Here is a 23,245-nt window from a genome sequence, read left to right as displayed (position 1 = left end):
GAAGCTGGACGAGACACTCAGGTCACATTCACCTTCCAAGAATGGGTATCGGCAAAAGCGACTGTACGATGAGTTGCACAATGCCTTTAGCGGTATCCATTCGATGCGCAGCTTAACGAGTGCGACAACGTGCCTGCTTGCGGTGCTGCGACATATTCGGTCATCGGCACGCAGCTTGCGCCTTGTGCATCGAACAACACTAGCAGCCGCACAGTAAAACGGGGAGTTTAACCCCGGTTTTGCGGCACGTCCGTACCCGAAATGACCAGCAACACACCGGATGTTCACGACACATCCTCTGACACTCAGGCAAGCAGAAATTCCCGGCGGCTGGCAGAATCGCCCTTTGTTCGTCTTCACAATGCTCGTCGAGCCAGGAATTCCCCATGCAAATGACCACCGCCCTCTTGATCGTCAACCCGTGCGATGACGAAGAAGACAACATGGCCATGCTCTGCTGCCACAGCGATCAGGGCGACATGTTCCTGATGACCCGCTACCCGGACGAGGACGCGCTGGACATCAGCCTCGGCGATGAGCCTTCGACCCTGGACGGGGTGAAAGTCACCCTCAGCCCTACCCGCCTGCTGATCGAGATCGCGGCAGGGGATGCGGATGCGTTGAATGGCGATGACTCGCTGGAAATCACCCACAGCACCGATGCCAGCGACCTGGCGGAAGTGGAAGAAACCTTGCAGAACATTCTCAAGGGGACCGGGACTTATATCAGCGAGCTGTAATTTTTCGGCGCCTGTACCGGCCCCTTCGCGGGCAAGCCTTGCTCCTACAGGTCCAGCAATGATCGTTCCATGCTCCGCGTGGGAATGCATCATCGGACGCTCTGCGTCCCGCTTTAGAGTGGTGACGCAGAGCGTCACGGGCTGCATTCCCACGCAGAGCGTGGGAACGATCACAATTTCCCTAACCATTTCCCACACTTTGCGCAAAATGCCGTTAGTCGCCACCCCCCGCGATGCATTAAAGTAACGCCCCCAGCCCTGGCGTTATTCGAACGTCTTCGGTCACCCTTTCCAGGAACAGTCATCGATGGAACATCGTGAAGCGCTGCTAGCGCTGCGAACCTTTCTTTCAACGCAGATTCTCGGCCAGGAAAAACTCATCGAGCGCTTGCTCATCGCCTTGCTCGCCGACGGCCACATGCTGGTCGAGGGCGCCCCGGGGCTGGCCAAGACCAAGGCCATCAAAGAGCTCGCCGAAGGCATCGAAGCGCAGTTCCATCGCATCCAGTTCACCCCCGACCTGTTGCCGGCCGACATCACCGGCACCGAGATCTATCGCCCGGAAACCGGCAGTTTCGTGTTCCAGCAAGGCCCGATCTTCCACAATCTGGTGCTGGCGGACGAAATCAACCGCGCCCCGGCCAAGGTGCAATCGGCGCTGCTCGAAGCCATGGCCGAGCGCCAGGTCAGCGTCGGGCGCAGCACCTACGAGCTGTCGCCGCTGTTTCTGGTGATGGCCACGCAAAACCCGATCGAGCAGGAAGGCACCTACCCGCTGCCCGAAGCCCAGCTCGACCGCTTCCTGATGCACGTCAAAATCGGTTTCCCGGACGCCGCCGTCGAACGGCGCATCCTGCAACAGGCCCGCGGCGAAGCTCTTAATGGCGAAACCAAGCCCGAGCGTCGGGTCAGCCAGCAGGCGATTTTCGCCGCGCGCAAGGAAATCCTCGGTTTGTACATGGCCGACGCCGTGGAGGAATACCTGGTGCAACTGGTCATGGCCACCCGCACCCCGGCCAAGTTCGATCCGGAGATGGCCGAGTGGATCGCCTATGGCGCCAGCCCGCGCGGCTCCATCGCCCTCGACCGTTGCGCCCGCGCCCATGCGTGGCTGGCCGGTCGCGATTTCGTCAGCCCGGAAGACATTCAGGCCGTGCTGTTCGACGTGTTGCGTCACCGCATCATCCTGTCCTTTGAAGCCGAGGCGGCTGGCATCGACCAGGACCGGGTGGTCCAGCGGATTCTCGACGTCGTAGCCGTCGCTTGACCCTGATGAACGCCATCCTGCCGCCCGAGCCGGGCATCCGTGTCAGCCTCGCCGAGCTGATCGAGATGCGCCATCGGGTGCGCGAAGTGCAGTTGTTCTCGACGCCGAGCCAGCGCAGCCCGCTGATCGGCCTGCACCACTCCAAGCTGCGTGGCCGTGGCGTCGACTTCGATCAGGTGCGGGTCTATCAGGCCGGCGACGACGTGCGCACCATCGATTGGCGCGTCACCGCCCGCACCCAAGAGCCGCACACCAAACTGTTCCACGAAGAACGCGAGCGACCGATTTTCATCATGGTCGAGCAGAGTCGTCGGCTGTTTTTCGGCTCGGGATTGATGTTCAAGTCGGTGCTGGCCGCGCAAGCCGCGAGCCTGATCGGCTGGGCCGCCCTGGGGCATAACGATCGGGTCGGCGGGCTGGTGTTCGGCGACAACGAGCACTACGAAATCAAACCCCGACGCAGCAAGCAAAGCCTGCTGCAATTGCTCAACCGTTTGGTCCGGGTCAACCAGTCGCTGCACACCGAAAGCGAGCAGAACCGCGATTCGCTGAACCTGGCCCTGCGCCGCGCCCGGGAAGTGTTGCGTCCTGGCAGCCTGGTGATTGTGATCTGCGACGAACGTGCGCTGACCGAAGGCTCCGAACAGCAATTGAGCCTGTTGTCGCGTCATTGCGACCTGTTGCTGTTGCCGCTGTCCGATCCGCTGGACCACGCCCTGCCCGCCGCCGGCCTGCTTCGTTTCGCCGAACGTGGTGCGCAACTGGAACTCGACACGCTGAATTTCGACCTGCGCCAGACCTACCGCGCCCAAGCCGAAGCGCGCATCGCCCACTGGGAATTGCTCGCGCAGAAGCTGCGGGTGTTGTTGATGCCGTTGAGCACCCAGAGCGAGATGGTCGAGCAACTGCGCGAATACCTGAACCCACAGAAACCGGGGAAAGGTCGATGAACAGCATTGAGCAACTGCAACCGCTGATGACCCCGCCGCCGATCGGCTTCTGGCCACCGGCACCGGGCTGGTGGCTGTTGCTTCTATTACTGCCGCTGATCGGCTTTGGCCTGTGGCAGTTGCGCCGCTTCATTCCGAACAAACGCCCCATCGTCCGGGCGGACCAACCGCTGGACCCGGTGCGTGTCGCCGCCCTCGCCGAACTGGCGCGGATGCCCAAGCCCTACGACGGCGCGCCGGCCGGTGCCTGGTTGCAGCAACTCAACGGCTTGCTCAAACGCTTGTGCCGCAACCATTACCCCTACAGCCAGAGCCACACCCTCAACGGCCGCAAATGGCTGGCCTTCCTCGACAACCGCTGCCCGGCCGCGGGTTTGACGCGTTGGATGGTACTGGTCGAAGGCGCGTACAAGCCCGAATGCAAACTCGACGACAAGGCCATCGCCGGCCTGACACAAGCCGTCGACACCTGGATTCGCAAACATGTTTGAGTTCGCCTGGCCATGGATCTTTGCCTTGCTGCCGTTGCCGTGGCTGATGCGCGTGCTGCTGCCGGTGGCCGACAGCGGCGAACCGGCGCTCAAGGTTAGCTTCTTAAGCGATCTCGAAGGCCTGACTCGCCGTCGTGCCCGGGCCAACCTGCCGGCGTGGCGTCAACAGGCACCGTTCATCCTGTTGTGGCTGTTGCTGCTGATCGCCGCCGCGCGCCCGCAATGGCTCGGCGACCCGCTGCCGATTGCCGCCAGTGGTCGCGATTTGCTGGTGGCGGTGGACGTCTCCGGCTCGATGGATTTCCCTGATATGCAATGGCAGGACGAAGACGTCAGCCGCCTGTCGCTGGTGCAGCATTTGCTCGGTGACTTTCTGGAAAGCCGTGAAGGCGACAGGGTCGGCCTGATCCTGTTCGGCAGCCAGGCCTATGTGCAAGCGCCGCTGACCTTCGACCGCCGCACCGTGCGCGTATGGCTGGATGAAGCGCGGATCGGCATCGCCGGCAAGAACACCGCCATTGGCGACGCCATTGGCCTAGCGCTGAAACGCTTGCGCCTGCGTCCTGCGCAAAGCCGCGTGCTGATTCTGGTAACTGACGGCGCCAACAACGGTGGCGAAATCGATCCGCTGACCGCCGCGCGGCTCGCCGCCAGTGAAGGGGTGAAAATCTACCCGATCGGCATCGGCGCCGACCCGGAGCAAAGCGGCACATTGGGCTTCCTCGGCGTCAACCCGAGCCTGGACCTCGACGAGCCGGCGCTGAAAGCCATTGCCGAGGCCACCGGCGGCCAATACTTCCGCGCCCGCGACGGTAAAGAGCTGGAGGCGATCAAGGCTACCCTCGACAAACTCGAACCGGTGACCCAGCAACCGACCCAGGCCCGCCCCGCCCAGGCCTTGTATCACTGGCCTCTGGCGCTGGCGCTGCTGCTGAGCATGTTGCTGGTGATGCGCGAGCGCTGGCCGGATAACCCGTTGCAACGCTTGCTGACCAGGGATCTGTTGCAAAGCCAACTGCCGGACTGGCGTCAACGGCTCAAACGCCTGCGCCTGCGGAGGCGTCGATGAGCGCGTTCTGGCCTTACTGGTTCCGGCCCTGGTGGCTGCTGCTATTGCCGTTGCTCGGCTGGCTGCTCTGGCAACTGTGGCACCGGCAGAAACGTGCCGGGCGCTGGCAGATGATTCTGCCGCCAGCCTTCCACGCCGCGCTGCTCAGCGGTGGCAACGGTCGCGACAGCAAATTGCCGTGGGTGGTCTTGGGCCTGGCCTGGGTGCTGACCATCGGCGCGCTGCTCGGGCCCAGTTGGGAACGGGTGGAACAGACCAGTCAGAAACCCGCCGATCCATTGGTGGTGGTGCTGGAACTGACCCCGGAAATGCTCGCCACCGACAGCCCGCCGACCCGCCTGGAACAAGCCCGGCGCAAGCTGTTCGACTTGCTGCAAAGCCGCAGCGATGCGCAGACCGCGATCGTCGTCTACGCCGGCAGCGCTCACACGCTGGTGCCGCTGTCGGATGACCTGTCCACCAGCCGCAATCTGCTGGATGCGCTCAAGCCTTCGTTGATGCCCGAGACGGGTCATCGCGCCGATCTCGCGGTGGCCAAGGCCTTGGCGCTGCTGGATCAGGGCGCACTTGGCCAGGGGCGGATCCTGCTGATCGGCTCGTCCCTGAGCGAACAGGAACGCTTCGGCATTGAACGGGCGCTGAACGGCAAGTCCACGGAATTCCTGATGCTCGGCGTCGGCACGCCCGAAGGCGCACCCGTCGCGCAAGAGGACGGCAGTTTCCTCAAGGATGACCAGGGCGCGATTCTCGTTCCGCACCTGGACAATCCGGGTTTGAAAGCCTTCACCAGTGATTTGGGTGGCCGTTACCACGCGGCGCGGCTGGACGATGCCGACCTCGGCGCCCTCGGCTTGCTCGATGGTCCGCGCAACCTGCGCACCGATGGCCAGACCCTGCGCCTCGATACCTGGGCCGATCAGGGTTACTGGCTGTTGCTGCCCCTCCTGCTGCTCGCCTCTTTCGCCGGGCGCCGGGGTTGGTTGTTCTGTCTGCCGCTGCTGTTTATGTTGCCGCAGCCGAGCTACGCCTTCGACTTTGAAGACTTGTGGTTGCGCCCCGATCAACGCGGCCTGCATTTGCTCAGTCAGGAACGTCCGGCCGAGGCCGCGCAACATTTCGCAGACCCGCAATGGCAAGGCGTGGCGTTGTATGAGGCTGGCGACTACAGCGGCGCCGCCCAGCGCTTCGCCCAAGGCAACGACGCCCGAGCGCACTACAATCGGGGGAATGCCCTGGCCAAGGGCGGTGAACTGGAAGCGGCACTGGATGCCTACGAGCAGGCCCTGGAACGCCAACCGGATTTGCGTCCGGCGCTGACCAACAAGGCGCTGGTGGAAAGCCTGATCAAACAGAAAGCCACACCACCGGCGGCGGAACCGGACAAATCCGAAGGCGACGAACCCGGGACCGCCAGTGATAGCCCGGCACCCGGCGCCGCCACCCAGCCGTCGAGCAGCGGCGAAGCGAAAACCGATGCCCAGCCTAACGCGCCGGGCAGCGAAGAGCCGCCCACTACGCCGCCGCAACCGGGGGCCAATGAGGTGCCGGGCAGCGAACTGGAAGACGAGCAAAGCACCACGCCCCCGCGACGCCCGGCCAATGACAGCCTTGAAGGCGAACAGGCCCAGGCGCTGGAGCAATGGCTGCGCAAGATCCCGGATGACCCGGGCGAATTGCTGCGGCGCAAATTCTGGTACGAACAGCAACAACATCAGGATCAGGGAAAAACTCGATGACCCGCTTCACCGCTTTCTTGCTCGCCTTGCTGTTCTGGACGTTTCAGGTCCAGGCTGCAGGGTTGGTCGCCAGTGTCGATCGCAGTCGCCTGAATTCCGGCGAGACGGTCGAACTGACCCTGGAATCCACTGACGTGACGCTGTTCGGCAAACCCGACCTGACGCCGCTGGAGTCCGCGTTCGAAGTGCGCGGCACGCGCCAGGTCAACCAATTGACCACGATCAACGGCGACAACCGCGCCACCACACGCTGGATCATCACCTTGCTGCCCAAGCAGAACGGCAGCGTGGAGATTCCATCGCTGCAACTGGGCGAAGTGCGCAGCCAGCCGATCACTGTCCAAGTGGTCGAGAGCGAAAACCAGGACACCGAGCACACCCTGGCGCCGGTCTTCATCGAAGCCAGCCTCGACCAGAGCAGCGTGTACGTGCAGGCCCAGGCGATCCTGACCTTGCGCATCTACCACTCGGTGTCGCTGTACGACGACAGTAGCCTGACCCCGTTGCAAATCCCCGATGCACGGATCGAACAACTGGGCGATTCGCGCACCTATGAGAAGGTCATCAATGGCCTGCGCCATGGCGTGATCGAAATGCGCTACGCGATCTTTCCCCAGCACAGCGGCGTGCTCAGCATTCCGACCCAGGTGTTCAGCGCAACCCTGGTGCAACCGGCGCAGGACGCTACGTCCCAAGGGCCGAAACCGGGCAAGCTGATGCGCGTCAGCTCCGCCGAGATTCCGCTGACGGTCAAGGCCAAACCCGAGACTTACCCCGCCGATGCGCCGTGGCTGCCCGCGCGCAGCCTTAGTTTGAGCGAAAGCTGGAGCCCGGAACCGGATCACGCCCAGGTCGGCGATTCCCTGACCCGCAGCCTGACCTTGAAGGCCGAAGGCCTGGCCAGTTCGCAGCTACCGCCGCTGCCCGCCACCGACATCAACGGCTTGCGCCGCTACCCGGACCAACCGGTCCTGGGCAATCAGAACAGCGAACGCGGGCTGATCGGCAGTCGCGAAGACCGTGAAGCCTTGGTGCCTTCCCACAGTGGCGCCATCGAGTTGCCGACAGTGGACGTAGTCTGGTGGAACACTTTCGAAGACCACCTGGAACACAGCAGCCTGCCGGCGCGGACGCTGCAAGTGACCAATAATCCAAGCCTGATGGTCGACACCCCGGCGAGCACCGCCCCCGTGAATTACGCCGCCGACAGCGAAGCGCTGTGGTGGTGGAAACTCAGCACGATGATCCTGGCCTGCACCACGCTGCTGGGTTTCGGCCTGTGGTGGCGCGCGCGCTGGCAACCGGCGATCCTGCGGGCCGCGCAAACCGGCCCGAGCCCGCGCACCGTGCTCGACGAACTCAAACGCGCCTGCCAGGCCAACGACCCCCACGCCACCCGCCAGGCCCTCGACGCCTGGGCCCGGCAACAACCGGAAACCCTGGCCGACATGGCGGCGCGGTTCGTGCCGCTATCGGATGCCCTGGATGGCTTGAACGGCGCGCTGTACAGCGAAACCGGCCAGCACTGGCAAGGCGAAGACCTGTGGCGTGCGACCCGGGCGATCCCGATCGCCGAACGGGTTCAGGATCCGGTGGGCGATAGCGGGTTGCCGCCGCTTTATCCGAAGTAACGCCTACCCTGTAGCAGCGGTCGAGCCCCGCGAGGCCGCGTTCGGCGGCGAAGCCGTCGTAAACCCAATGCACACGGTCTACCTGACACACCGCACACTCCGATTTTACGACGGCTTCGCCGCCGAACGCGGCCTCGCGGGGCTCGACCGCTGCTACAGAGGGCGTTACCAACCACATCCTCGGCGTTTGCCAGTAAACTCCCTCCCCTTTAGCCGCCATCCTTTCCCACGCGGCCATCACCTTATTTCCTACGGAGTACGCCTTGCGTCTGTTCCACACCTCCGACTGGCACCTTGGGCAGAACCTGCACGGCCAGGACCGCGATTTCGAGCACGGTTGTTTTCTTGAGTGGCTGTTGCGCCAGCTGAAGCTGGACCAGCCCGACGTGCTGCTGATCGCTGGCGATATCTTTGACACGGTCAACCCGCCGGTCAAAGCCCAGGAACGCCTCTACGATTTCATCGTCAGCGCCCACGAGCAGCAGCCGTTGCTGACCATCGTGATGATCGCCGGCAACCATGACTCCGGCTCACGGATTGAATTGCCCGCGCCTTTGATGCGGCGCCTGCGCACTCACGCGTTGGGCCGGGTGCTGTGGCTGGATGACGGGCAACTCGACGCCGAACGCCTGCTGTTGCCGCTGCCCGACGCCAAAGGCGAGATTGCCGGTTGGTGCCTGGCGCTGCCGTTCCTGCGTCCTGCCGAAGTCACGGGTGCACATCTGGGCGACAACTACTTGCGCGGCATCGGTCAGGTCCACGAATGGCTGATCGAAGCGGCGAATGCCAAGCGCACGCCGGGCCAGGCGTTGATCGCCATCAGTCACGCGCACATGGCCGGCGGGTCGGTGTCGGAAGACTCCGAGCGCAGCCTGATCATCGGCAACGCCGAAGCCCTGCCCGCCAGCCTGTTCGGGCCGAGCATCAGCTATGTGGCCCTTGGGCACTTGCACAAGCCGCAGAAGGTCAACGGGGAGGAACGCATTCGCTACAGCGGCTCGCCGATTCCGCTGTCGTTTTCGGAGATCAACTATAAGCATCAGATTCTCGACGTGATACTCGACGGCGAAACCCTGGTCAGCGTCGAACCGAAACTGATTCCCCGCGCCGTCGATCTGCAACGCATCGGCCCTGCACCGCTGGCGGAGATTCTGCTGCAACTGGCGGACTTGCCGAACATCGATCTGCTGGCCGATCTCCAGCGCCAACCATGGCTGGAAGTCCGGGTGCGCCTCGATGAGCCGCAACCGGATCTGCGTTACCAAGTGGAAACCGCCCTGCAAGGCAAAGCGGTGCGACTGGTGCGGATCGCCGCCGAATACGCCGGCAATGGCAGTCACGACGGTGCAGACGACGGCGCCACTTTGATCGAGCTGGATCAACTCTCACCCCAGGAACTGTTCAGCCGTGCCTGGCAGGACAACTACGGCAGCGAGGTCGATGAGCAAACCCTCAAGGACTTTGCCGAGCTGTTGCAAGACGTGCAGATGGAGAGCGAACAGCCATGAAGATCCTCGCGATCCGCCTGAAAAACCTCGCCTCCCTGGCCGGGCCATTTGAAATCGACTTCACCGCCGAGCCCCTGGCCAGCGCGGGGCTGTTCGCCATCACCGGACCGACCGGCGCCGGTAAAAGCACCCTGCTCGATGCGTTGTGCCTGGCCCTGTTCGGCGCCGTACCGCGCCTGAACAACACCGGACGCGACGCCAAGGTCCCGGACGCCGACGGCGAAATCGGCACCGGGGACCCGCGCACTCTGCTGCGTCGCGGCACTGGCGAAGGTTATGCCGAAGTGGATTTCGTCGGCATCGACGGCCGGCGCTACCGCGCGCGCTGGGAAGCCAATCGCGCCCGGGAAAAGGCTGGTGGCAAGCTGCAAGCCAGTCGCCAGAGCCTGCGCGATATCGATCAGGATCAATTGCTGGCCAGTCAGAAAGGCGAGTACAAGACCCAGCTCGAAGCCGCGCTGGGCCTGAACTTCGAACAGTTCACCCGCGCCGTGCTGCTAGCCCAGAGCGAGTTCAGCGCGTTCCTCAAGGCCGACGACAACGACCGCAGCGAACTGCTGGAAAAACTCACCGACACCGCGCTCTATACGCGTCTGGGTCGTCGGGCGTACGACAAGACCCGAGAGGCCCGCGAGGCCCACAAGTTGCTGCAGGATCAGGCCACCGGTGTCACGCCGTTGTCCCCCGAAGCGCGCGCCGAACTGGATGAGCGCTTCAACGAGGCCCAGCAGCTACTCAAGACTCAGCAAGCGCAACTCAAGCAGCTCGAAGAGCAACACACCAGGCTCAAACAACTGCGCCAATTGCAGGACGAGCAGCAGAGCGCCACCGAGCAACTGCAATCCGCCCAGCAACATTGGGAAAGCCTGGCCGGTGAACGGCTGAAGCTGACGCGCCTGGAACAACTGGCGCCGCAGCGGCATCAGTTTGCGCGCAAGACTGAACTCACTGCACAGCTCACACCGCTGGCGGCGCAGATTCAGCAACACACGCAACAGCAACTGGAATTGACCGAGCGCCAGACGCAACTGGAACAAAGCCTGACCAGCGCCCACACCGCGTTGACCGAGGCGCAAAACCAGCACAGCGCTGGTGCGCCGCTGTTGCGCCAGGCGTTTGAAGAGCAAAGCACCCTCGCCCGTTTGGTGCGTGAGGCGAGCCTGAGCGCTGATCTCAAGCAACAGGCGGAACTGGCCTGTACTCAGGGTCAAAGCACGATTCAGGATTTGACCGAACAACAAACACAGGTCGCCCAACGTTTACAGCGCATCGCCGGGGAGCTTGAGCAAAGCATCCATCTGGCGCCGCTCAGCGAGGCCTGGAACGCCTACCGTGATCGCCTGCAACAGCTGATGCTGATCGGCAATCGCCTGAACAAGGGCCATGACGAACTGGCCGCTTTGGAACAGAGCGCCACCCGCGCCGCCGAAGAACTGGCCGCGCAAAAGCAGAATCTGGAAGTGCTCTATAAAGAGGCCGGCGCCGAGCCCGAAGCCGTGGCCGAGCAGATCCAACTGCTGAGCACGCTGCTGCAGGACAACCGCAAGCAACTGCGCGCGTTCGAAGAATTGACCCGCCTGTGGGCCAGTCAGCAGGATCTGGACAAGCGCGGTGCCGAGCTGCAACAGCGCCAACTCGCAGCCCAGCAGGAACGCGAACGCCTGACTCAGGACGGAGTGAAAACCAAGGCCGAACTGACCGTCGCCGAACAGACCCTGACCGTCACCCGTGAGCTGCTGGAACGCCAACGCCTGGCCCGCAGCGAAAGTGTCGAGGAACTGCGCGCGCAGTTGCAGGACGATCAACCCTGCCCGGTTTGTGGCAGCCCGGATCATCCTTACCATCAGCCTGAAGCGCTGCTGCAAAGCCTCGGCCGGCATGATGAAAGCGAACTGACCAACGCGCAGAAAGCCGTTGACCTGCTAAAGGAAAAACTCACCGACCTGCGGGCCGAAGTGGGTGGTTTGATCGCGCAGCAAAAAGAACTGTTGCAACAACAGGAACAGCTCGCCAATCAACAACAAAGCCTGGCACCAAGCCTCGAAGCCCATCCACTGTCCGCACAGTTGCTGAACCAGGACGCCGCCAAACGCGACGCCTGGCTGACCCAGCAAAACAGCCAGTTGAACCAGAGCATCACCCAGGACGAACAACGCCAGAGCGCCCTGCTCACCCTGCAACAGGATGCCGCGCGACTGGCGCAACAGCTGCGCAGCGCCGAAACCGCGAGCCATCAAGCGACCCAGCACCTGAGCAATCAGCAACAGGCGTTGAGCAATGATCGCCAGCGTCTGGACGAAGAGTTGTCGGCGTTCAGCAGCCTGCTCCCGGCGGATACGTTGAAAGCCTTGCGCAACGAGCCGGCCGCGACCTTCATGCAGCTCGACCAACAGATCGCCCAGCGTCTGGAGCAACTCGAGCAGCAGCGCGACGAACTCGGCGAACAGCAACAACGTCAGCAGAAGCTTGAGAAAGAACAGGATCGACAACTGACGCGCGCCCAGCAATTGGAAGCCGCGCAACAGCAGTTCACGGTGTTGGCCGAGCAGCAACAAGCCTGTCAGCAAAAACTCGCGCAATTGCTTGGCCAACACAGCAGCGCCGAGCAATGGCAGCAGCAACTCGATCAAGCTGTCGAACAGGCGCGCCACGCCGAAGCCGCCGCCAATCAGGAACTGCAAACCGTGCGCACGCGGCTGGTGCAGTTGGCCGCCGAACTCAAGGCGCAGCAGGAGCGTTCCCAAGCGCTGGACACTGAAGATCGCGAGTTGAGCGGCAGGATCGCCGATTGGCGCGCGCAACATCCGGAACTGGATGACGGTGGCCTGGAAGCACTGCTGAGCGTCGACGACCACCAGGTCAGCGAACTGCGCCAGCAATTGCAGCACAGCGAAAAAGCCATTGAACAGGCCAAGGTGTTGGTCCAGGAGCGGGACAAGCGCCTGCTCGCTCATCAAGCCCAACACAACGGCAACCTCGACGCCGAACAACTGGCTAGCGCGCTGACAGAACTGCAAAACCTGTTTGCCGCCAGCGAACACCGCTGCGCCGAACTGCGCGCCGAGCAGGCTGAAGATCAGCGTCGGCAGAACGCCAATCAAGCCCTGGCCCAGCAGATTGCCGATGCCTATACCGAATACCAACGCTGGGCGCGCTTGAATGCCTTGATCGGTTCTGCCACTGGCGATACGTTCCGCAAGATCGCCCAGGCCTACAACCTCGACCTGCTGGTGCATCACGCGAACGTGCAATTGCGCCAATTGGTGCGGCGCTATCGTCTGAAGCGCGGCGGCAGCATGCTCGGTTTGCTGGTGATGGACACCGAGATGGGCGACGAACTGCGTTCGGTGCATTCGTTGTCCGGCGGCGAGACGTTCCTGGTGTCGTTGGCTTTGGCCCTCGGTTTGGCGTCGATGGCGTCGAGCACATTGAAGATCGAATCGTTGTTTATCGATGAAGGCTTCGGCAGCCTCGATCCGGAATCCCTGCAACTGGCCATGGACGCCCTCGACGGCTTGCAGGCGCAGGGGCGCAAGGTCGCGGTGATTTCCCACGTGCAGGAAATGCATGAACGGATCCCGGTGCAGATCCAGGTCCGTCGCCAGGGCAATGGCCTGAGCACGCTGGAGGTGAAATGACCACGCTGTATTCCTTCCGCCGCTGCCCCTACGCCATGCGTGCCCGCATGGCCCTGCGTTATTCAGGGGTTGAGGTGCAGATTGTCGAAGTCAGCCTCAAGGCCAAACCTGCCGAAATGCTCGCGCTATCGAGCAAGGGCACGGTGCCGGTGCTGGAGGTTGAGGGTCGGGTGATTGATGAAAGCCTGGACATCATGCGCTGGGCGTTGGCGCAGAACGATCCGCAGGATTGGTTGCTCAAGGAAGATCCTGCCGGGCAGCCGCTTATTGCTGAACTGATCGAAGAAAACGATCAGGTGTTCAAGGTGCATTTGAATCGCTACAAATATGCCGAGCGCTATCCCGAACAGCCGATGGAACATTATCGGGCTGAAGGTGAGGTGTTTTTGCGCAGGCTGGATGAGTTGTTGAAGGGGCGTGATTACTTGCTCGCCGGGCACATTAGTTGGGCGGACGTGGCACTGATGCCGTTTGTACGGCAATTCGCGCATGTTGATCGGGAATGGTTTGCGCAGACGCCGTATGTTCGGTTGCAGGCATGGCTGCAGCGCTTCCTCGATTCGGACCTGTTCACATCCATCATGAAGAAATAACCCGGAACCTGTAGGAGCGAGCAAGCTTCGCTCCTACAGGGTTAGCGTCAGGCCAGGACGGAACACATCCCCAACGCCGAGCAATCCACCTGAAACGGCCCGAGGAATCCGGCCCGGGCCTTCAGCGGCGGATTACCCACCAACAGCCCCAGCGCCTTGGCTGTCTGAATATTGTGCGCAATGTTGTGATTGCATTCGATGGCCCGTGCCACCGACCCCGCCGAGCCTTGCCCGACTCCCAACAATGAAGCGCCATTGGTCATGAACGCCAGGAAGGCAATGACCCAGAGTCTGCGTCCTTTCATGACCCGACAACTCCCGCCACTTCCACATGATTAATCACCGCGTTTTGCGAGCGATGCTCGAACTGGATACCGGGATAGGCGACTTCGATCGGCGCCTGCCGGTCGTGCTGCGATTGGGACGAAAGACTGACCACCAGGACCATGACCACGTAGAGACCGATGGCCAGGTAGGCGCCGTGTTTGGCATAAGTGAGGATTGCGCTGGCCATGGTGTTCTCCGTGGGCATGTTTCAGTGCCCACAGGATCGATCAAAAAAACCGAGGCAACCACTCAGGGTTTTCCATAGTGACCATCAGCCTGGTTGATCATTAAACCCGTCTATATCGGTGCTGAATAAAACCTATGACGCGGGGAAATACACGCGCACAAAAAAGCTGCCGAAGGCTGTGATCTTTTGCTTTTTAAAGTCAAAAGGTCGCAGTCTTCGGCAGCTCTTACAGGAAGCGACGGACTTTGCGGATTTCAGGCTTGGGTCTTGTGATCCAGGGCTGCGTAGAAGTTGGCGCTTTGCTGCAGGTATTTCTGGGTGTAGCTCTGGGTGTGGGATTTTTTGCTGTTGATTTCAACGTTGGCGCTGGCTGGCAGGGCAACGGTGGCAGAGATAGCGGATGCGGCGATGATGGAGAAGATATTGAAGTTCATGGCGGTGTTCCTCGGAGTCAGTTGGCTTGCTTGCCTGGTTAGGCCGTGAAGCAAACTTACTCTGCGAGGGTCCGCGCCTTGAAATGCTTTGTAGCATTAGCCGATATCAGTCTCATTAATACTAGGTTGCAGGCCCCATCAACCGGGGCCTGCGGCCTATTGCCGCACCTATTGACGCAGCAAGAACTTTAGATCGCTCGGGGCATCCATCGGCAATTTCTGCACGGTTTTGCCCAAAAGACCGGTCTTGGCGTCGCGCTCGACGACGACAATCTCGTTGCTTTTCTGGTTGGCGATCAACAGGAACTTGCCACTCGGATCGAGGCTGAACTCGCGCGGGTGATCACCCTCGACGGAACGGCGTTGCATTTCCTTGAGCTGGGCGGTGGCCGGGTCGATAGAGAACACCAGCAACTGATTGGCGGTGCCACGGTTGCTGACGTAGAGGAACTTGCCATCCTTTGAGGCGTGCAACGCCGCGCCGGCCTTGTCGGACGTCGGTTGCCCCGCCGCCAGATCCACCATCTGGGTTTGCTTGAGCGTGCCATCCTGGTAATCGAACACCGCGACCTGAGCAGTCATTTCCATGCTCAGCCACGCATGTTTGCCATCGGCACTGAACAGCAAATGACGCGGCCCGCTGCCCGGCGGCAACGACACCGACGCCGGGGTCGCAGGCGTCAATGGCAGTTCGGGATTGGCCTTGGGATTGAAGCGGTAGACAAAAATCTTGTCCGCCCCCAGGTCATTGGAGAACACGTACTTACCGTCCGGCGAGGAGATCGTCGAATGCACATGCGCCGACGCCTGCCGCTCCGGATTGACCCGGCTCGACGGGTGGCTGCTCAGTTGCACCACTGGCTTGAGCTTGCCGTCAGCGCCCACCGGCAACACCGCGAGGGTGCCGCCCGGATCTTCGACCACCGAGTAGTTGCTGACGAACAAGTGACTGGCATCGCCGCTGAGGCTCGAATGCGTCGGCTCGTTGCCCAGGCTCTGCACCTGATTGATCAGCTTCAGCTCAAAGGTCTTGGGGTTGATCGCGTAACTGCTGACCTTGCCGACCGGGTCGGCCTGGCCTGGGCCGTTTTCGTTGACCACGAACAGGTGCTGCTGATCCTTGGAAATCGTCAGCCAGGATGGGTTTTCACTCTTCACCACTTGCAGCGGCTTGGCGGCAATCTGCCCGGTGGCGCTGTCGAAGTTCAGGCGATAAATGCCCTGGCTCTGGCCCGCCGTGTAGGAGCCGACCAGCAACTGATAATCATCGACGGTAGCGGCCTGCACGCCCATGGCGCCGACGCTGCCCGCCATCAACAGTGGCCAGAAATTACGCATCTTCATGCTCTTCTTCCTCGTCGTCATGCCCGCCAATGGCGGCCATGCACACCAGCCGGTGCTCGCCGGAATCCCCGGTGATCAGCCAGCTTTGCAGGGTTGGATCGAAAGTCGCCGCCTCAATCTGGGCCATGCTGAACGCCCAGCGCTTGGCCGCACGGCCATCCATGCATTCGATGTGCAGGTTATCGTCTTCATCGAGGGAGAAATCGAAGGCGTGCAAACCGTCGATTTCCAGCATGTCGCAGTTTTCGAGGGCGTTGAGCAAGGTGTCGGTTACGGCAGTCATGGCAATCAATCATTCAAATGGAAAGACGCAATGATAGCTCATCACACCGCCCTCTCCCTCTGATCGTGTGATCGTTCCCACGCTCTGCGTGGGAATGCCTCATCGGACGCTCCGCGTTCGGCTCTGGAGGGGACGCGGAGCGTCCCGGGCTGCATTCCCACGCGGAGCGTGGGAACGATCGGGTGCAGGGGAGTTAGAGGGCGTCGCGGGATGGCTTGCCGTCTACCAGGCGCTGGATGCGCAGCGGGTTGCCGTTCTTCAACGCTTCCGGCAGCAAGCTGTCGGGATAGTTCTGGAAGCACACCGGGCGCAGGAAGCGGTCGATGGCCAGCGTACCCACCGAGGTGCCGCGCGCATCGGACGTTGCTGGATACGGCCCGCCGTGAACCATCGAATCGCAGACTTCCACGCCAGTCGGATAGCCATTGAGCAGGATTCGCCCAACCTTCTGCTCCAACAACGCCGTCAGCTCGCCGAACTGCTCGAAGTCCGCCGCTTCGCCAATGATCGTCGCCGTCAGTTGCCCGTGCAGGCCATGCAAAGCGGCGCTGAGCTGTGCCTGATCCGCCACTTCGACGAACACCGTGGTCGGGCCGAAGACTTCTTCCTGCAACACTTCATCGCCATCGATCAACAGGCTGACATCGGCCTTGAACAGTTGCGGCTGCGCCTGGTTCCCTTGCTGCGCACTGCCCGCCAAGTGCTCGATCCCAGGATGGGCGAGCAGCTTTTGCAGACCTTTGCCATAGCTGCCCAACGTCCCGGCATTGAGCATGGTTTGCGCCGGCTGATCAGCGATCAACGCGGCAACCTGCTGCACAAACGCACCGAATTGCGGCGAACGAATACCGATCACCAACCCCGGATTAGTACAGAACTGACCACAGCCCTGCACCACCGACGCCGTCAGGTCACGGGCAACCGTTTCAGAACGAACCGCCAATGCCTGAGGCAGGACGATCACCGGGTTGATGCTCGACATCTCGGCGAACACCGGAATCGGCTGCGGCCGTGCAGCGGCCATGTCGCACAGCGCGCGACCGCCCTTAAGCGAGCCGGTAAAGCCCACGGCCTGGATCGCCGGGTGCTTGACCAGCGCTTCGCCGACCCCGCCGCCAAAGATCATGTTGAACACACCGGCGGGCATGTCGGTTTTTTCTGCGGCGCGCAGGATTGCATCAGCGACGAACTCAGCCGTCGCCATGTGGCCGCTGTGAGCCTTGAACACCACCGGGCATCCGGCGGCCAATGCCGATGCGGTATCGCCGCCCGCCGTGGAGAATGCCAACGGAAAGTTGCTGGCGCCGAATACGGCCACCGGCCCCAGGCCGATGCGGTATTGACGCAGATCGGGACGTGGCAACGGTTGGCGGTCGGGTAAGGCCAGATCAATGCGTGCGCCATAGAAATCGCCGCGACGCAGGACCTTGGCGAACAAACGCATCTGGCCGCTGGTGCGTCCGCGCTCGCCCTGAATGCGCCCGGCCGGCAACGCGGTTTCGCGGCAGACCACGGCAACGAAGTCATCACCTAGCGCGTCCAGTTCATCGGCAATCGTGTCCAGAAATTGCGCGCGCCGTTCGGCGCTGAGGCTGCGATAAGCCGGGTAAGCGGACGCAGCAGCCTTGGCCGCAGCGTCGACTTCTTCCGGTGTCGCCTGGTAGAAATCGCCGGGCAAGTTCTCGCCCGTGCTGGCGTCAACGCTTTGCAGTTTGACCGCGCCGGCCGCGCTGCGCTGGCCGCCGATGTAGTTGTGACCAAGAATCTGGGTCATGAAAATCTCCTTAAAGGGTGCCGACAGTGCCGGGTTCGAACGCCGATTCGGCGGGTGCAATGCCATTGATCAATGGCGCGCCGAATTCGGCCTGGCTGATTTCAAACACGTCACCCGGTTGGGTGCGGATGCCATCGGCGAAGGACAGGGTCGCGGTGCCGAAGAAGTGAATGTGCACGTCCCCCGGGCGCAGGAACTGGCTGTACTTGAAATGGTGGTATTCGAGGTTCGCCAGGCTGTGGCACATATTGGCCTCGCCGCTGAGGAACTCGTTCTGCCACAACACTTCGCCGTCACGCAGGATGCGACTGGTGCCTGCCAAGTGTTGGGGTAGCTCACCGACGCGAAGTTCCGGGCCATAACTGCAACTGCGCAATTTCGAGTGCGCGAGGTACAGGTAATTCTTGCGTTCCATCACGTGGTCGGAGAACTCGTTGCCCACCGCATAACCGAGGCGATAGGGCTTGCCGTCGTGGCCAATAACGTAGAGGCCGCTGAGCTCTGGCTCTTCCCCGGCGTCTTCGGCAAACGGTGGCAGCGGGAACGGCTGGCCCGGTCGCACGACAATGCTGCCGTCGCCCTTATAGAACCATTCCGGCTGCACGCCGGCCTGACCGACGGCGGGTTTACCACCCTCCACGCCCCACTTGAAGATGCGCATGGTGTCGGTCATCGCCGCTTCGTCGCCAACCTGCTGGTGCATTTTGTCCCGGGCCGAGGCGCTGCCCAGGTGAGTCAGGCCGGTGCCGCTGACCAGCATGTGCGCCGGGTCCGGGTGATCCAGGGGTGGCAGGATGCGCAGGTGAGTCAGCAGTTCCGCGTAGTCGTGGCTAATGCCCAGGCCGAGGGCCTCGACTTGCTGTTGCAAGCCGATCCCCGCCTCGATTGCCGCCAGCGCCAGGTCACGCACCGTACGCGCTTCCTGGATTTCACGAACCAGACCGTTCTCGACCACGCCGACGCGGCGCTCGCCATTGAGCAATTCGAACTGAACTAAACGCATGATTTTCTCCTGTGAATCGACATTTCACCGTTGGGGGTCAGGTGCGCGTTGCGCCACGGGCGCTGGCGGCAAACTGATCGGCAGGCAACACGTGTTTGCGCTCCAGCAAGCGATAAACCACCCCCGTCAGCAGCAACCCGAACACCATCACCCCGGACAAGAAGTACAGCCCCGAGGCCAAATTGCCGGTGTATTCCTTCAGCGCACCAATCACGAACGGCCCGATGTAGCCGCCGAGGTTGCCCACCGAGTTGATCAGGGCAATCCCCGCCGCCGCACTGGCACCCGCGAAGAACCGCCCCGGCAAGGTCCAGAACACCGCCGTGCAGGAAAACAGCGCGAATGCCACCAGGCACAACGCCGCCAGTTGCGCCACCGGCAAGGTCAGCCAGGCACTGAGAAACAGGCCAATGGCGCCCAGCACATAGAGCACCGCCAAATGGCCGTAACGATCATTCAAGCGGTCGGAACTGCGCGGCACGATCAGCAAGCCGATGATGCCGAAGATGTAGGGCACCGAGGACACGAAACCGGTCACCAGGTCCGTGCCGCCGAACTGTTTGATCAGCGTCGGCAACCACAGGCCCAGGCCGTAAATGCTCAACGTCACCGGCAGATAAAACAGCGCCAGCAGCAGCACCCGTTTGTCTTTCAGCGCATGCAACGGGTTGCCATGGCGGGTCTGGCCATATTCGGCGAGGTCTTTTTTCAGCTCGCCGGTCAGCCAGTCCTTCTCGGCCTGGTCCATCCATTTCACTTGTTGCGGACCATCCGGCAACCAACGCAGGACCGGCCAGGTCAGCAGGATCGCCGGGGTGCCAATCACGATGAACAGCCATTGCCAACCGTGCAGGCCGAGGGTGCCGTCCATGCCGAGCAAACCGCCGGACACCGGACCGGTGATCATCATCGCGATGGGTTGGGAGAGGATGAACAGCCCGAGAATCTTGCCGCGATGGCGCACCGGAAACCATTGGGTGATGTAGTACAGAACGCCCGGGAAGAACCCGGCTTCGGCGGCACCGAGCAGAAAGCGCATTACATAGAAGCTGTGCGGGCCTTGCACGAACGCCATGCCAATGGTGATCGCGCCCCAGGTGATCATGATCCGTGCGAACCAGCGCCGCGCGCCGAAGCGTTCGAGCATCAGGTTGCTGGGGATTTCCAGCAGGAAGTAGCCAATGAAGAACAGCCCGGCGCCGAGGCCGTAGGCCGCATCGCCGATGCCGATGTCGGCGCCCATGTGCAGCTTGGCGAAGCCGACGGCGGAGCGATCCACATAGGCGATCAGGTACAGCAGGATCAGGAAGGGAATCAGTTTCAGCGTGATGCGACGAATAAGCCGCAGTTCCTGGCTCATGGGGATCGGTCTCCGATTGTTGTTGTTATAGAACCTCGGGGGACGCCTCTCGCGGAAAACCGCCAGGGCCAATCCCTCCGTCGAAAACGACTATATAGTATTACTAATTAAGCGACAACGCTTCCAAAGCGCCGAATTTGCGCTTATGTTATTCCTCAGATGCAACAATATAGTCATACAATAAGAGAATCGATCATGTCTGATAAGAAACCCACCCTGCGCTCCGCCCAATGGTTTGGCACCGCCGATAAAAACGGCTTCATGTACCGCAGCTGGATGAAGAATCAGGGCATCGCCGACCATCAATTCCACGGCAAGCCGATCATCGGTATCTGCAACACCTGGTCGGAACTGACCCCGTGCAACGCGCACTTCCGGCAGATTGCCGAGCACGTCAAACGCGGGGTGATCGAGGCAGGTGGCTGGCCGGTCGAGTTCCCGGTGTTCTCCAACGGCGAATCGAACCTGCGCCCCACCGCCATGTTCACCCGCAATCTGACGAGCATGGACGTTGAAGAAGCGATTCGTGGCAACCCGATTGATGGCGTCGTCCTGTTGACCGGTTGCGACAAAACCACCCCGGCACTGTTGATGGGCGCGGCCAGTTGCGACGTGCCAGCCATCGTCGTCACCGGCGGGCCAATGCTCAACGGCAAGCACAAGGGCCAGGACATTGGCTCGGGCACGGTGGTTTGGCAGCTCAGCGAACAGGTGAAAGCCGGCACCATCACCCTCGACGATTTCCTCGCGGCCGAGGGCGGCATGTCCCGCTCGGCCGGCACTTGCAACACCATGGGCACCGCCTCGACCATGGCTTGCATGGCAGAAGCACTGGGCACTTCCCTGCCCCACAACGCGGCCATTCCGGCAGTGGATGCGCGGCGTTATGTGTTGGCGCACATGTCCGGCATGCGTGCGGTGGAAATGGTGCGCGAAGATCTGCGGCTGTCGAAAATCCTCACGAAAGAAGCCTTTGAAAACGCGATTCGGGTGAACGCGGCCATCGGTGGCTCGACCAACGCGGTGATCCACTTGAAAGCCATCGCCGGGCGCATCGGCGTTGACCTGGAGCTCGACGATTGGACCCGCATCGGTCGCGGCATGCCGACCATCGTCGATCTGCAGCCGTCCGGGCGTTTCCTGATGGAAGAGTTCTACTACGCCGGGGGGTTGCCCGCCGTGTTGCGTCGCCTTGGCGAAGCCAACCTGATTCCGCACCCGAACGCCTTGACCGTCAACGGCAAGACCCTCGGCGAGAACACCAAGGACGCGCCAATCTACGGCCAGGACGAAGTGATCCGCACGCTCGACAACCCGATCCGCGCCGACGGCGGCATCTGCGTACTGCGCGGCAACCTGGCGCCACTGGGCGCGGTGCTCAAGCCTTCCGCCGCCACTGCCGAGTTGATGCAGCATCGCGGGCGGGCCGTGGTGTTCGAGAACTTCGACATGTACAAGGCACGGATCAACGACCCGGAACTTGACGTGGATGCCAACTCGATTCTGGTGATGAAAAACTGCGGGCCGAAGGGTTATCCGGGCATGGCCGAAGTCGGCAACATGGGCTTGCCGGCCAAGCTGCTGGCGCAAGGCGTGACCGACATGGTGCGGATTTCCGATGCGCGCATGAGCGGCACGGCTTACGGCACGGTGGTTTTGCACGTGGCGCCGGAAGCGGCGGCTGGCGGACCGTTGGCGGTGGTGCAGGAAGGTGACTTTATTGAGCTGGATTGCGCCAGCGGGCGGTTGCACCTGGACATCCCGGATGCCGAACTGGCGGCGCGGATGGCGGATCTGCGGCCGCCGGAGAATTTGATCGTCGGCGGCTATCGTCAGCTCTACATTGATCATGTGCTGCAAGCAGACCAGGGCTGTGATTTCGACTTCCTGGTCGGTTGCCGTGGCTCCGAAGTTCCGCGCCATTCCCACTAATTCCCCTCCCCCTGATCGTTCCCACGCTCCGCGTGGGAATGCAGCCCGGGACGCTCCGCGTCCCCTTGGAACGCAGAGCGTCCCTTGAGGCATTCCCACGCAGAGCGTGGGAACGATCACTGCGCGCCTGCTATCATGCGCACCACCCCCACCCGCCCAGGATCGCGCCGTTCCCCATGGATTACCGCAAACCTTCCGACCGCAAAAGCATGCATTCGCGCATCGTCCAGGAACTGGGCATGCAGATCGTCTCCGGACGCTTCAAGCCCGACGACAAACTGCCCGCCGAAGCGCTGTTGTGCGAGGAGTACGCGGTCAGCCGCCCGGTATTGCGCGAAGCCACGCGGGTACTGGTCGCCAAGGGCCTGGTGTATTCGCGGCCGCGGGTCGGCACGGTGGTCAAGGCGCGCAAGGAATGGCACATGCTCGACCCGGACGTGCTGCACTGGTTAATGCAAAGCAGCCCGCAGAATGAATTTTTCGGCCTGTTGACCAGCGTGCGCAGCATCATCGAACCGGCCGCTGCCGCCCTCGCCGCGCAGTACGCCACCGACGCCGACATCGCCTCCATCGGCGAAGCCTACCAACGGATGGAAGCCGCGCCGACCCCGGAAGCGCTGCTGCAACCGGACCTGGACTTCCACAGCCGCATCGCCGACGCCACCCACAACGACCTGCTGGCCAACCTGTGCAACATGCTGTCGGTGGCGATTGCCGAGGCGTTGAAGCATTCCAACCAGCGGCCGAACCTGCATGAACTGGCACTGCCACGCCATAAGGCGATTCTGACCGCCATCGAGAATCGCGATGCGCTGGGCGCGCGGCATGCGACGCTGGTGCAACTCGATGACGCGCGCAGTGCGCTGAATGTGGTACTGGGTACAGATCATTCGTAATCAGTAACAGGTAAGTCTGCAAACATGTAAGCCGCTACCGACAGGTCGCGGCTTTTTTGTGTCCGTTGGCGGCGCGCCTTAC

20 protein-coding genes are annotated in these 23,245 nt (G+C 62.1%); 12 read left to right on the top strand and 8 right to left on the bottom strand.

Annotated features, from left to right (window positions below):
• Window positions 1-386 precede the first annotated feature (386 nt).
• The 10 genes from HKK53_RS02155 (at window position 387) to HKK53_RS02105 (ending at window position 13,623) form a co-directional block, all read left to right on the top strand.
• Window positions 387-740 carry a hypothetical protein gene (locus tag HKK53_RS02155; protein WP_169369123.1) on the top strand — a complete coding sequence of 118 codons (354 nt, stop codon included), beginning with the start codon at window positions 387-389 and terminating at the stop codon, window positions 738-740.
• A gap of 307 nt (window positions 741-1,047) precedes the next feature.
• On the top strand, window positions 1,048-2,007 hold the full coding sequence (locus tag HKK53_RS02145; RefSeq protein ID WP_003218556.1) for an AAA family ATPase: 960 nt from the start codon (window positions 1,048-1,050) through the stop codon (window positions 2,005-2,007).
• 5 nt (window positions 2,008-2,012) lie between these two features.
• The gene (locus HKK53_RS02140; protein WP_149658256.1) at window positions 2,013-2,957 is read left to right on the top strand and encodes a DUF58 domain-containing protein; all 945 of its coding nucleotides are present in this window, start codon (window positions 2,013-2,015) and stop codon (window positions 2,955-2,957) included.
• The gene (locus HKK53_RS02135) at window positions 2,954-3,448 is read left to right on the top strand and encodes a DUF4381 domain-containing protein (protein ID WP_169369122.1); all 495 of its coding nucleotides are present in this window, start codon (window positions 2,954-2,956) and stop codon (window positions 3,446-3,448) included. Before HKK53_RS02140 ends, HKK53_RS02135 begins: the two co-directional genes overlap by 4 nt.
• Window positions 3,441-4,517, top strand: a complete 1,077-nt coding sequence (locus tag HKK53_RS02130) for a vWA domain-containing protein (protein WP_169369121.1) — start codon at window positions 3,441-3,443, stop codon at window positions 4,515-4,517. The genes HKK53_RS02135 and HKK53_RS02130 overlap by 8 nt, the downstream gene beginning before the upstream one ends.
• Window positions 4,514-6,253 carry a vWA domain-containing protein gene (locus HKK53_RS02125; RefSeq protein ID WP_169369120.1) on the top strand — a complete coding sequence of 580 codons (1,740 nt, stop codon included), beginning with the start codon at window positions 4,514-4,516 and terminating at the stop codon, window positions 6,251-6,253. The genes HKK53_RS02130 and HKK53_RS02125 overlap by 4 nt, the downstream gene beginning before the upstream one ends.
• Window positions 6,250-7,884: a BatD family protein gene (locus HKK53_RS02120; RefSeq protein WP_169369119.1), complete on the top strand. Its 1,635-nt coding sequence runs from the start codon at window positions 6,250-6,252 to the stop codon at window positions 7,882-7,884. The genes HKK53_RS02125 and HKK53_RS02120 overlap by 4 nt, the downstream gene beginning before the upstream one ends.
• 263 nt (window positions 7,885-8,147) lie before the next feature.
• A complete protein-coding gene (locus tag HKK53_RS02115; RefSeq protein WP_169369118.1) occupies window positions 8,148-9,392 on the top strand; it encodes an exonuclease SbcCD subunit D C-terminal domain-containing protein in 1,245 nt (414 codons plus the stop codon).
• Entirely contained in the window at window positions 9,389-13,030 is a 3,642-nt protein-coding gene (locus tag HKK53_RS02110) for an AAA family ATPase (RefSeq protein ID WP_169369117.1), read from the top strand. The genes HKK53_RS02115 and HKK53_RS02110 overlap by 4 nt, the downstream gene beginning before the upstream one ends.
• Window positions 13,027-13,623 carry a glutathione S-transferase gene (locus tag HKK53_RS02105; protein ID WP_169369116.1) on the top strand — a complete coding sequence of 199 codons (597 nt, stop codon included), beginning with the start codon at window positions 13,027-13,029 and terminating at the stop codon, window positions 13,621-13,623. The genes HKK53_RS02110 and HKK53_RS02105 overlap by 4 nt, the downstream gene beginning before the upstream one ends.
• Window positions 13,624-13,670: 47 nt before the next feature.
• Here HKK53_RS02105 and HKK53_RS02100 read toward each other — a convergent pair whose 3' ends face one another.
• The 8 genes from HKK53_RS02100 to HKK53_RS02065 all read right to left on the bottom strand — a co-directional run bounded on the left by HKK53_RS02100 (window position 13,671) and on the right by HKK53_RS02065 (window position 20,335).
• Entirely contained in the window at window positions 13,671-13,928 is a 258-nt protein-coding gene (locus tag HKK53_RS02100; protein WP_169369115.1) for a hypothetical protein, read from the bottom strand.
• Window positions 13,925-14,137: a hypothetical protein gene (locus HKK53_RS02095; protein ID WP_169369114.1), complete on the bottom strand. Its 213-nt coding sequence runs from the start codon at window positions 14,135-14,137 to the stop codon at window positions 13,925-13,927. The genes HKK53_RS02100 and HKK53_RS02095 overlap by 4 nt, the downstream gene beginning before the upstream one ends.
• 254 nt (window positions 14,138-14,391) lie before the next feature.
• The gene (locus HKK53_RS02090; protein WP_054047590.1) at window positions 14,392-14,571 is read right to left on the bottom strand and encodes a hypothetical protein; all 180 of its coding nucleotides are present in this window, start codon (window positions 14,569-14,571) and stop codon (window positions 14,392-14,394) included.
• A 168-nt stretch (window positions 14,572-14,739) separates the two neighbouring features.
• A complete protein-coding gene (locus tag HKK53_RS02085; protein ID WP_169369113.1) occupies window positions 14,740-15,915 on the bottom strand; it encodes a lactonase family protein in 1,176 nt (391 codons plus the stop codon).
• Window positions 15,902-16,198 (bottom strand): DUF5629 family protein, encoded by a 297-nt coding sequence (locus HKK53_RS02080; RefSeq protein ID WP_169369112.1) that lies wholly within the window; start codon window positions 16,196-16,198, stop codon window positions 15,902-15,904. The genes HKK53_RS02085 and HKK53_RS02080 overlap by 14 nt, the downstream gene beginning before the upstream one ends.
• A 193-nt stretch (window positions 16,199-16,391) precedes the next feature.
• A complete protein-coding gene (locus tag HKK53_RS02075) occupies window positions 16,392-17,972 on the bottom strand; it encodes an aldehyde dehydrogenase (NADP(+)) (protein ID WP_169369111.1) in 1,581 nt (526 codons plus the stop codon).
• Between the two features lie 10 nt (window positions 17,973-17,982).
• Window positions 17,983-18,975 carry an AraD1 family protein gene (gene araD1, locus HKK53_RS02070; RefSeq protein ID WP_169369110.1) on the bottom strand — a complete coding sequence of 331 codons (993 nt, stop codon included), beginning with the start codon at window positions 18,973-18,975 and terminating at the stop codon, window positions 17,983-17,985.
• A 37-nt stretch (window positions 18,976-19,012) separates the two neighbouring features.
• Window positions 19,013-20,335, bottom strand: coding sequence for an MFS transporter (locus tag HKK53_RS02065; protein WP_169369109.1), 1,323 nt, complete (start codon window positions 20,333-20,335; stop codon window positions 19,013-19,015).
• Between the two features lie 195 nt (window positions 20,336-20,530).
• On the opposite strand from HKK53_RS02065, the gene HKK53_RS02060 reads away from it, so the two are divergent.
• Window positions 20,531-22,267: an IlvD/Edd family dehydratase gene (locus HKK53_RS02060; RefSeq protein WP_169369108.1), complete on the top strand. Its 1,737-nt coding sequence runs from the start codon at window positions 20,531-20,533 to the stop codon at window positions 22,265-22,267.
• A 176-nt stretch (window positions 22,268-22,443) separates the two neighbouring features.
• Window positions 22,444-23,163 carry a FadR/GntR family transcriptional regulator gene (locus tag HKK53_RS02055; RefSeq protein WP_169369107.1) on the top strand — a complete coding sequence of 240 codons (720 nt, stop codon included), beginning with the start codon at window positions 22,444-22,446 and terminating at the stop codon, window positions 23,161-23,163.
• The last annotated feature ends 82 nt before the right edge of the window (window positions 23,164-23,245 follow it).

The sequence above is a fragment of the Pseudomonas sp. ADAK7 genome, assembly GCF_012935675.1.
Taxonomy (GTDB): domain Bacteria; phylum Pseudomonadota; class Gammaproteobacteria; order Pseudomonadales; family Pseudomonadaceae; genus Aquipseudomonas.
Note: the sequence above shows the minus strand (reverse complement) of the source record. Positions and strands in the feature narration are given on the sequence as shown.

Excerpts from the sequence above, each read along its gene's own strand:
- HKK53_RS02055 (WP_169369107.1), top strand. The coding sequence starts at position 22,444 with ATGGATTACCGCAAACCTTCCGACCGCAAAAGCATGCATTCGCGCATC.
- HKK53_RS02105 (WP_169369116.1), top strand. The coding sequence starts at position 13,027 with ATGACCACGCTGTATTCCTTCCGCCGCTGCCCCTACGCCATGCGTGCC.
- HKK53_RS02090 (WP_054047590.1), bottom strand. The coding sequence starts at position 14,571 with ATGAACTTCAATATCTTCTCCATCATCGCCGCATCCGCTATCTCTGCC.
- HKK53_RS02140 (WP_149658256.1), top strand. The coding sequence starts at position 2,013 with ATGAACGCCATCCTGCCGCCCGAGCCGGGCATCCGTGTCAGCCTCGCC.
- HKK53_RS02085 (WP_169369113.1), bottom strand. The coding sequence starts at position 15,915 with ATGAAGATGCGTAATTTCTGGCCACTGTTGATGGCGGGCAGCGTCGGC.
- HKK53_RS02135 (WP_169369122.1), top strand. The coding sequence starts at position 2,954 with ATGAACAGCATTGAGCAACTGCAACCGCTGATGACCCCGCCGCCGATC.
- HKK53_RS02065 (WP_169369109.1), bottom strand. The coding sequence starts at position 20,335 with ATGAGCCAGGAACTGCGGCTTATTCGTCGCATCACGCTGAAACTGATT.
- HKK53_RS02110 (WP_169369117.1), top strand. The coding sequence starts at position 9,389 with ATGAAGATCCTCGCGATCCGCCTGAAAAACCTCGCCTCCCTGGCCGGG.
- HKK53_RS02100 (WP_169369115.1), bottom strand. The coding sequence starts at position 13,928 with ATGAAAGGACGCAGACTCTGGGTCATTGCCTTCCTGGCGTTCATGACC.
- HKK53_RS02060 (WP_169369108.1), top strand. The coding sequence starts at position 20,531 with ATGTCTGATAAGAAACCCACCCTGCGCTCCGCCCAATGGTTTGGCACC.
- HKK53_RS02095 (WP_169369114.1), bottom strand. The coding sequence starts at position 14,137 with ATGGCCAGCGCAATCCTCACTTATGCCAAACACGGCGCCTACCTGGCC.
- HKK53_RS02130 (WP_169369121.1), top strand. The coding sequence starts at position 3,441 with ATGTTTGAGTTCGCCTGGCCATGGATCTTTGCCTTGCTGCCGTTGCCG.
- HKK53_RS02120 (WP_169369119.1), top strand. The coding sequence starts at position 6,250 with ATGACCCGCTTCACCGCTTTCTTGCTCGCCTTGCTGTTCTGGACGTTT.
- HKK53_RS02080 (WP_169369112.1), bottom strand. The coding sequence starts at position 16,198 with ATGACTGCCGTAACCGACACCTTGCTCAACGCCCTCGAAAACTGCGAC.
- HKK53_RS02155 (WP_169369123.1), top strand. The coding sequence starts at position 387 with ATGCAAATGACCACCGCCCTCTTGATCGTCAACCCGTGCGATGACGAA.
- HKK53_RS02145 (WP_003218556.1), top strand. The coding sequence starts at position 1,048 with ATGGAACATCGTGAAGCGCTGCTAGCGCTGCGAACCTTTCTTTCAACG.
- araD1 (WP_169369110.1), bottom strand. The coding sequence starts at position 18,975 with ATGCGTTTAGTTCAGTTCGAATTGCTCAATGGCGAGCGCCGCGTCGGC.
- HKK53_RS02125 (WP_169369120.1), top strand. The coding sequence starts at position 4,514 with ATGAGCGCGTTCTGGCCTTACTGGTTCCGGCCCTGGTGGCTGCTGCTA.
- HKK53_RS02075 (WP_169369111.1), bottom strand. The coding sequence starts at position 17,972 with ATGACCCAGATTCTTGGTCACAACTACATCGGCGGCCAGCGCAGCGCG.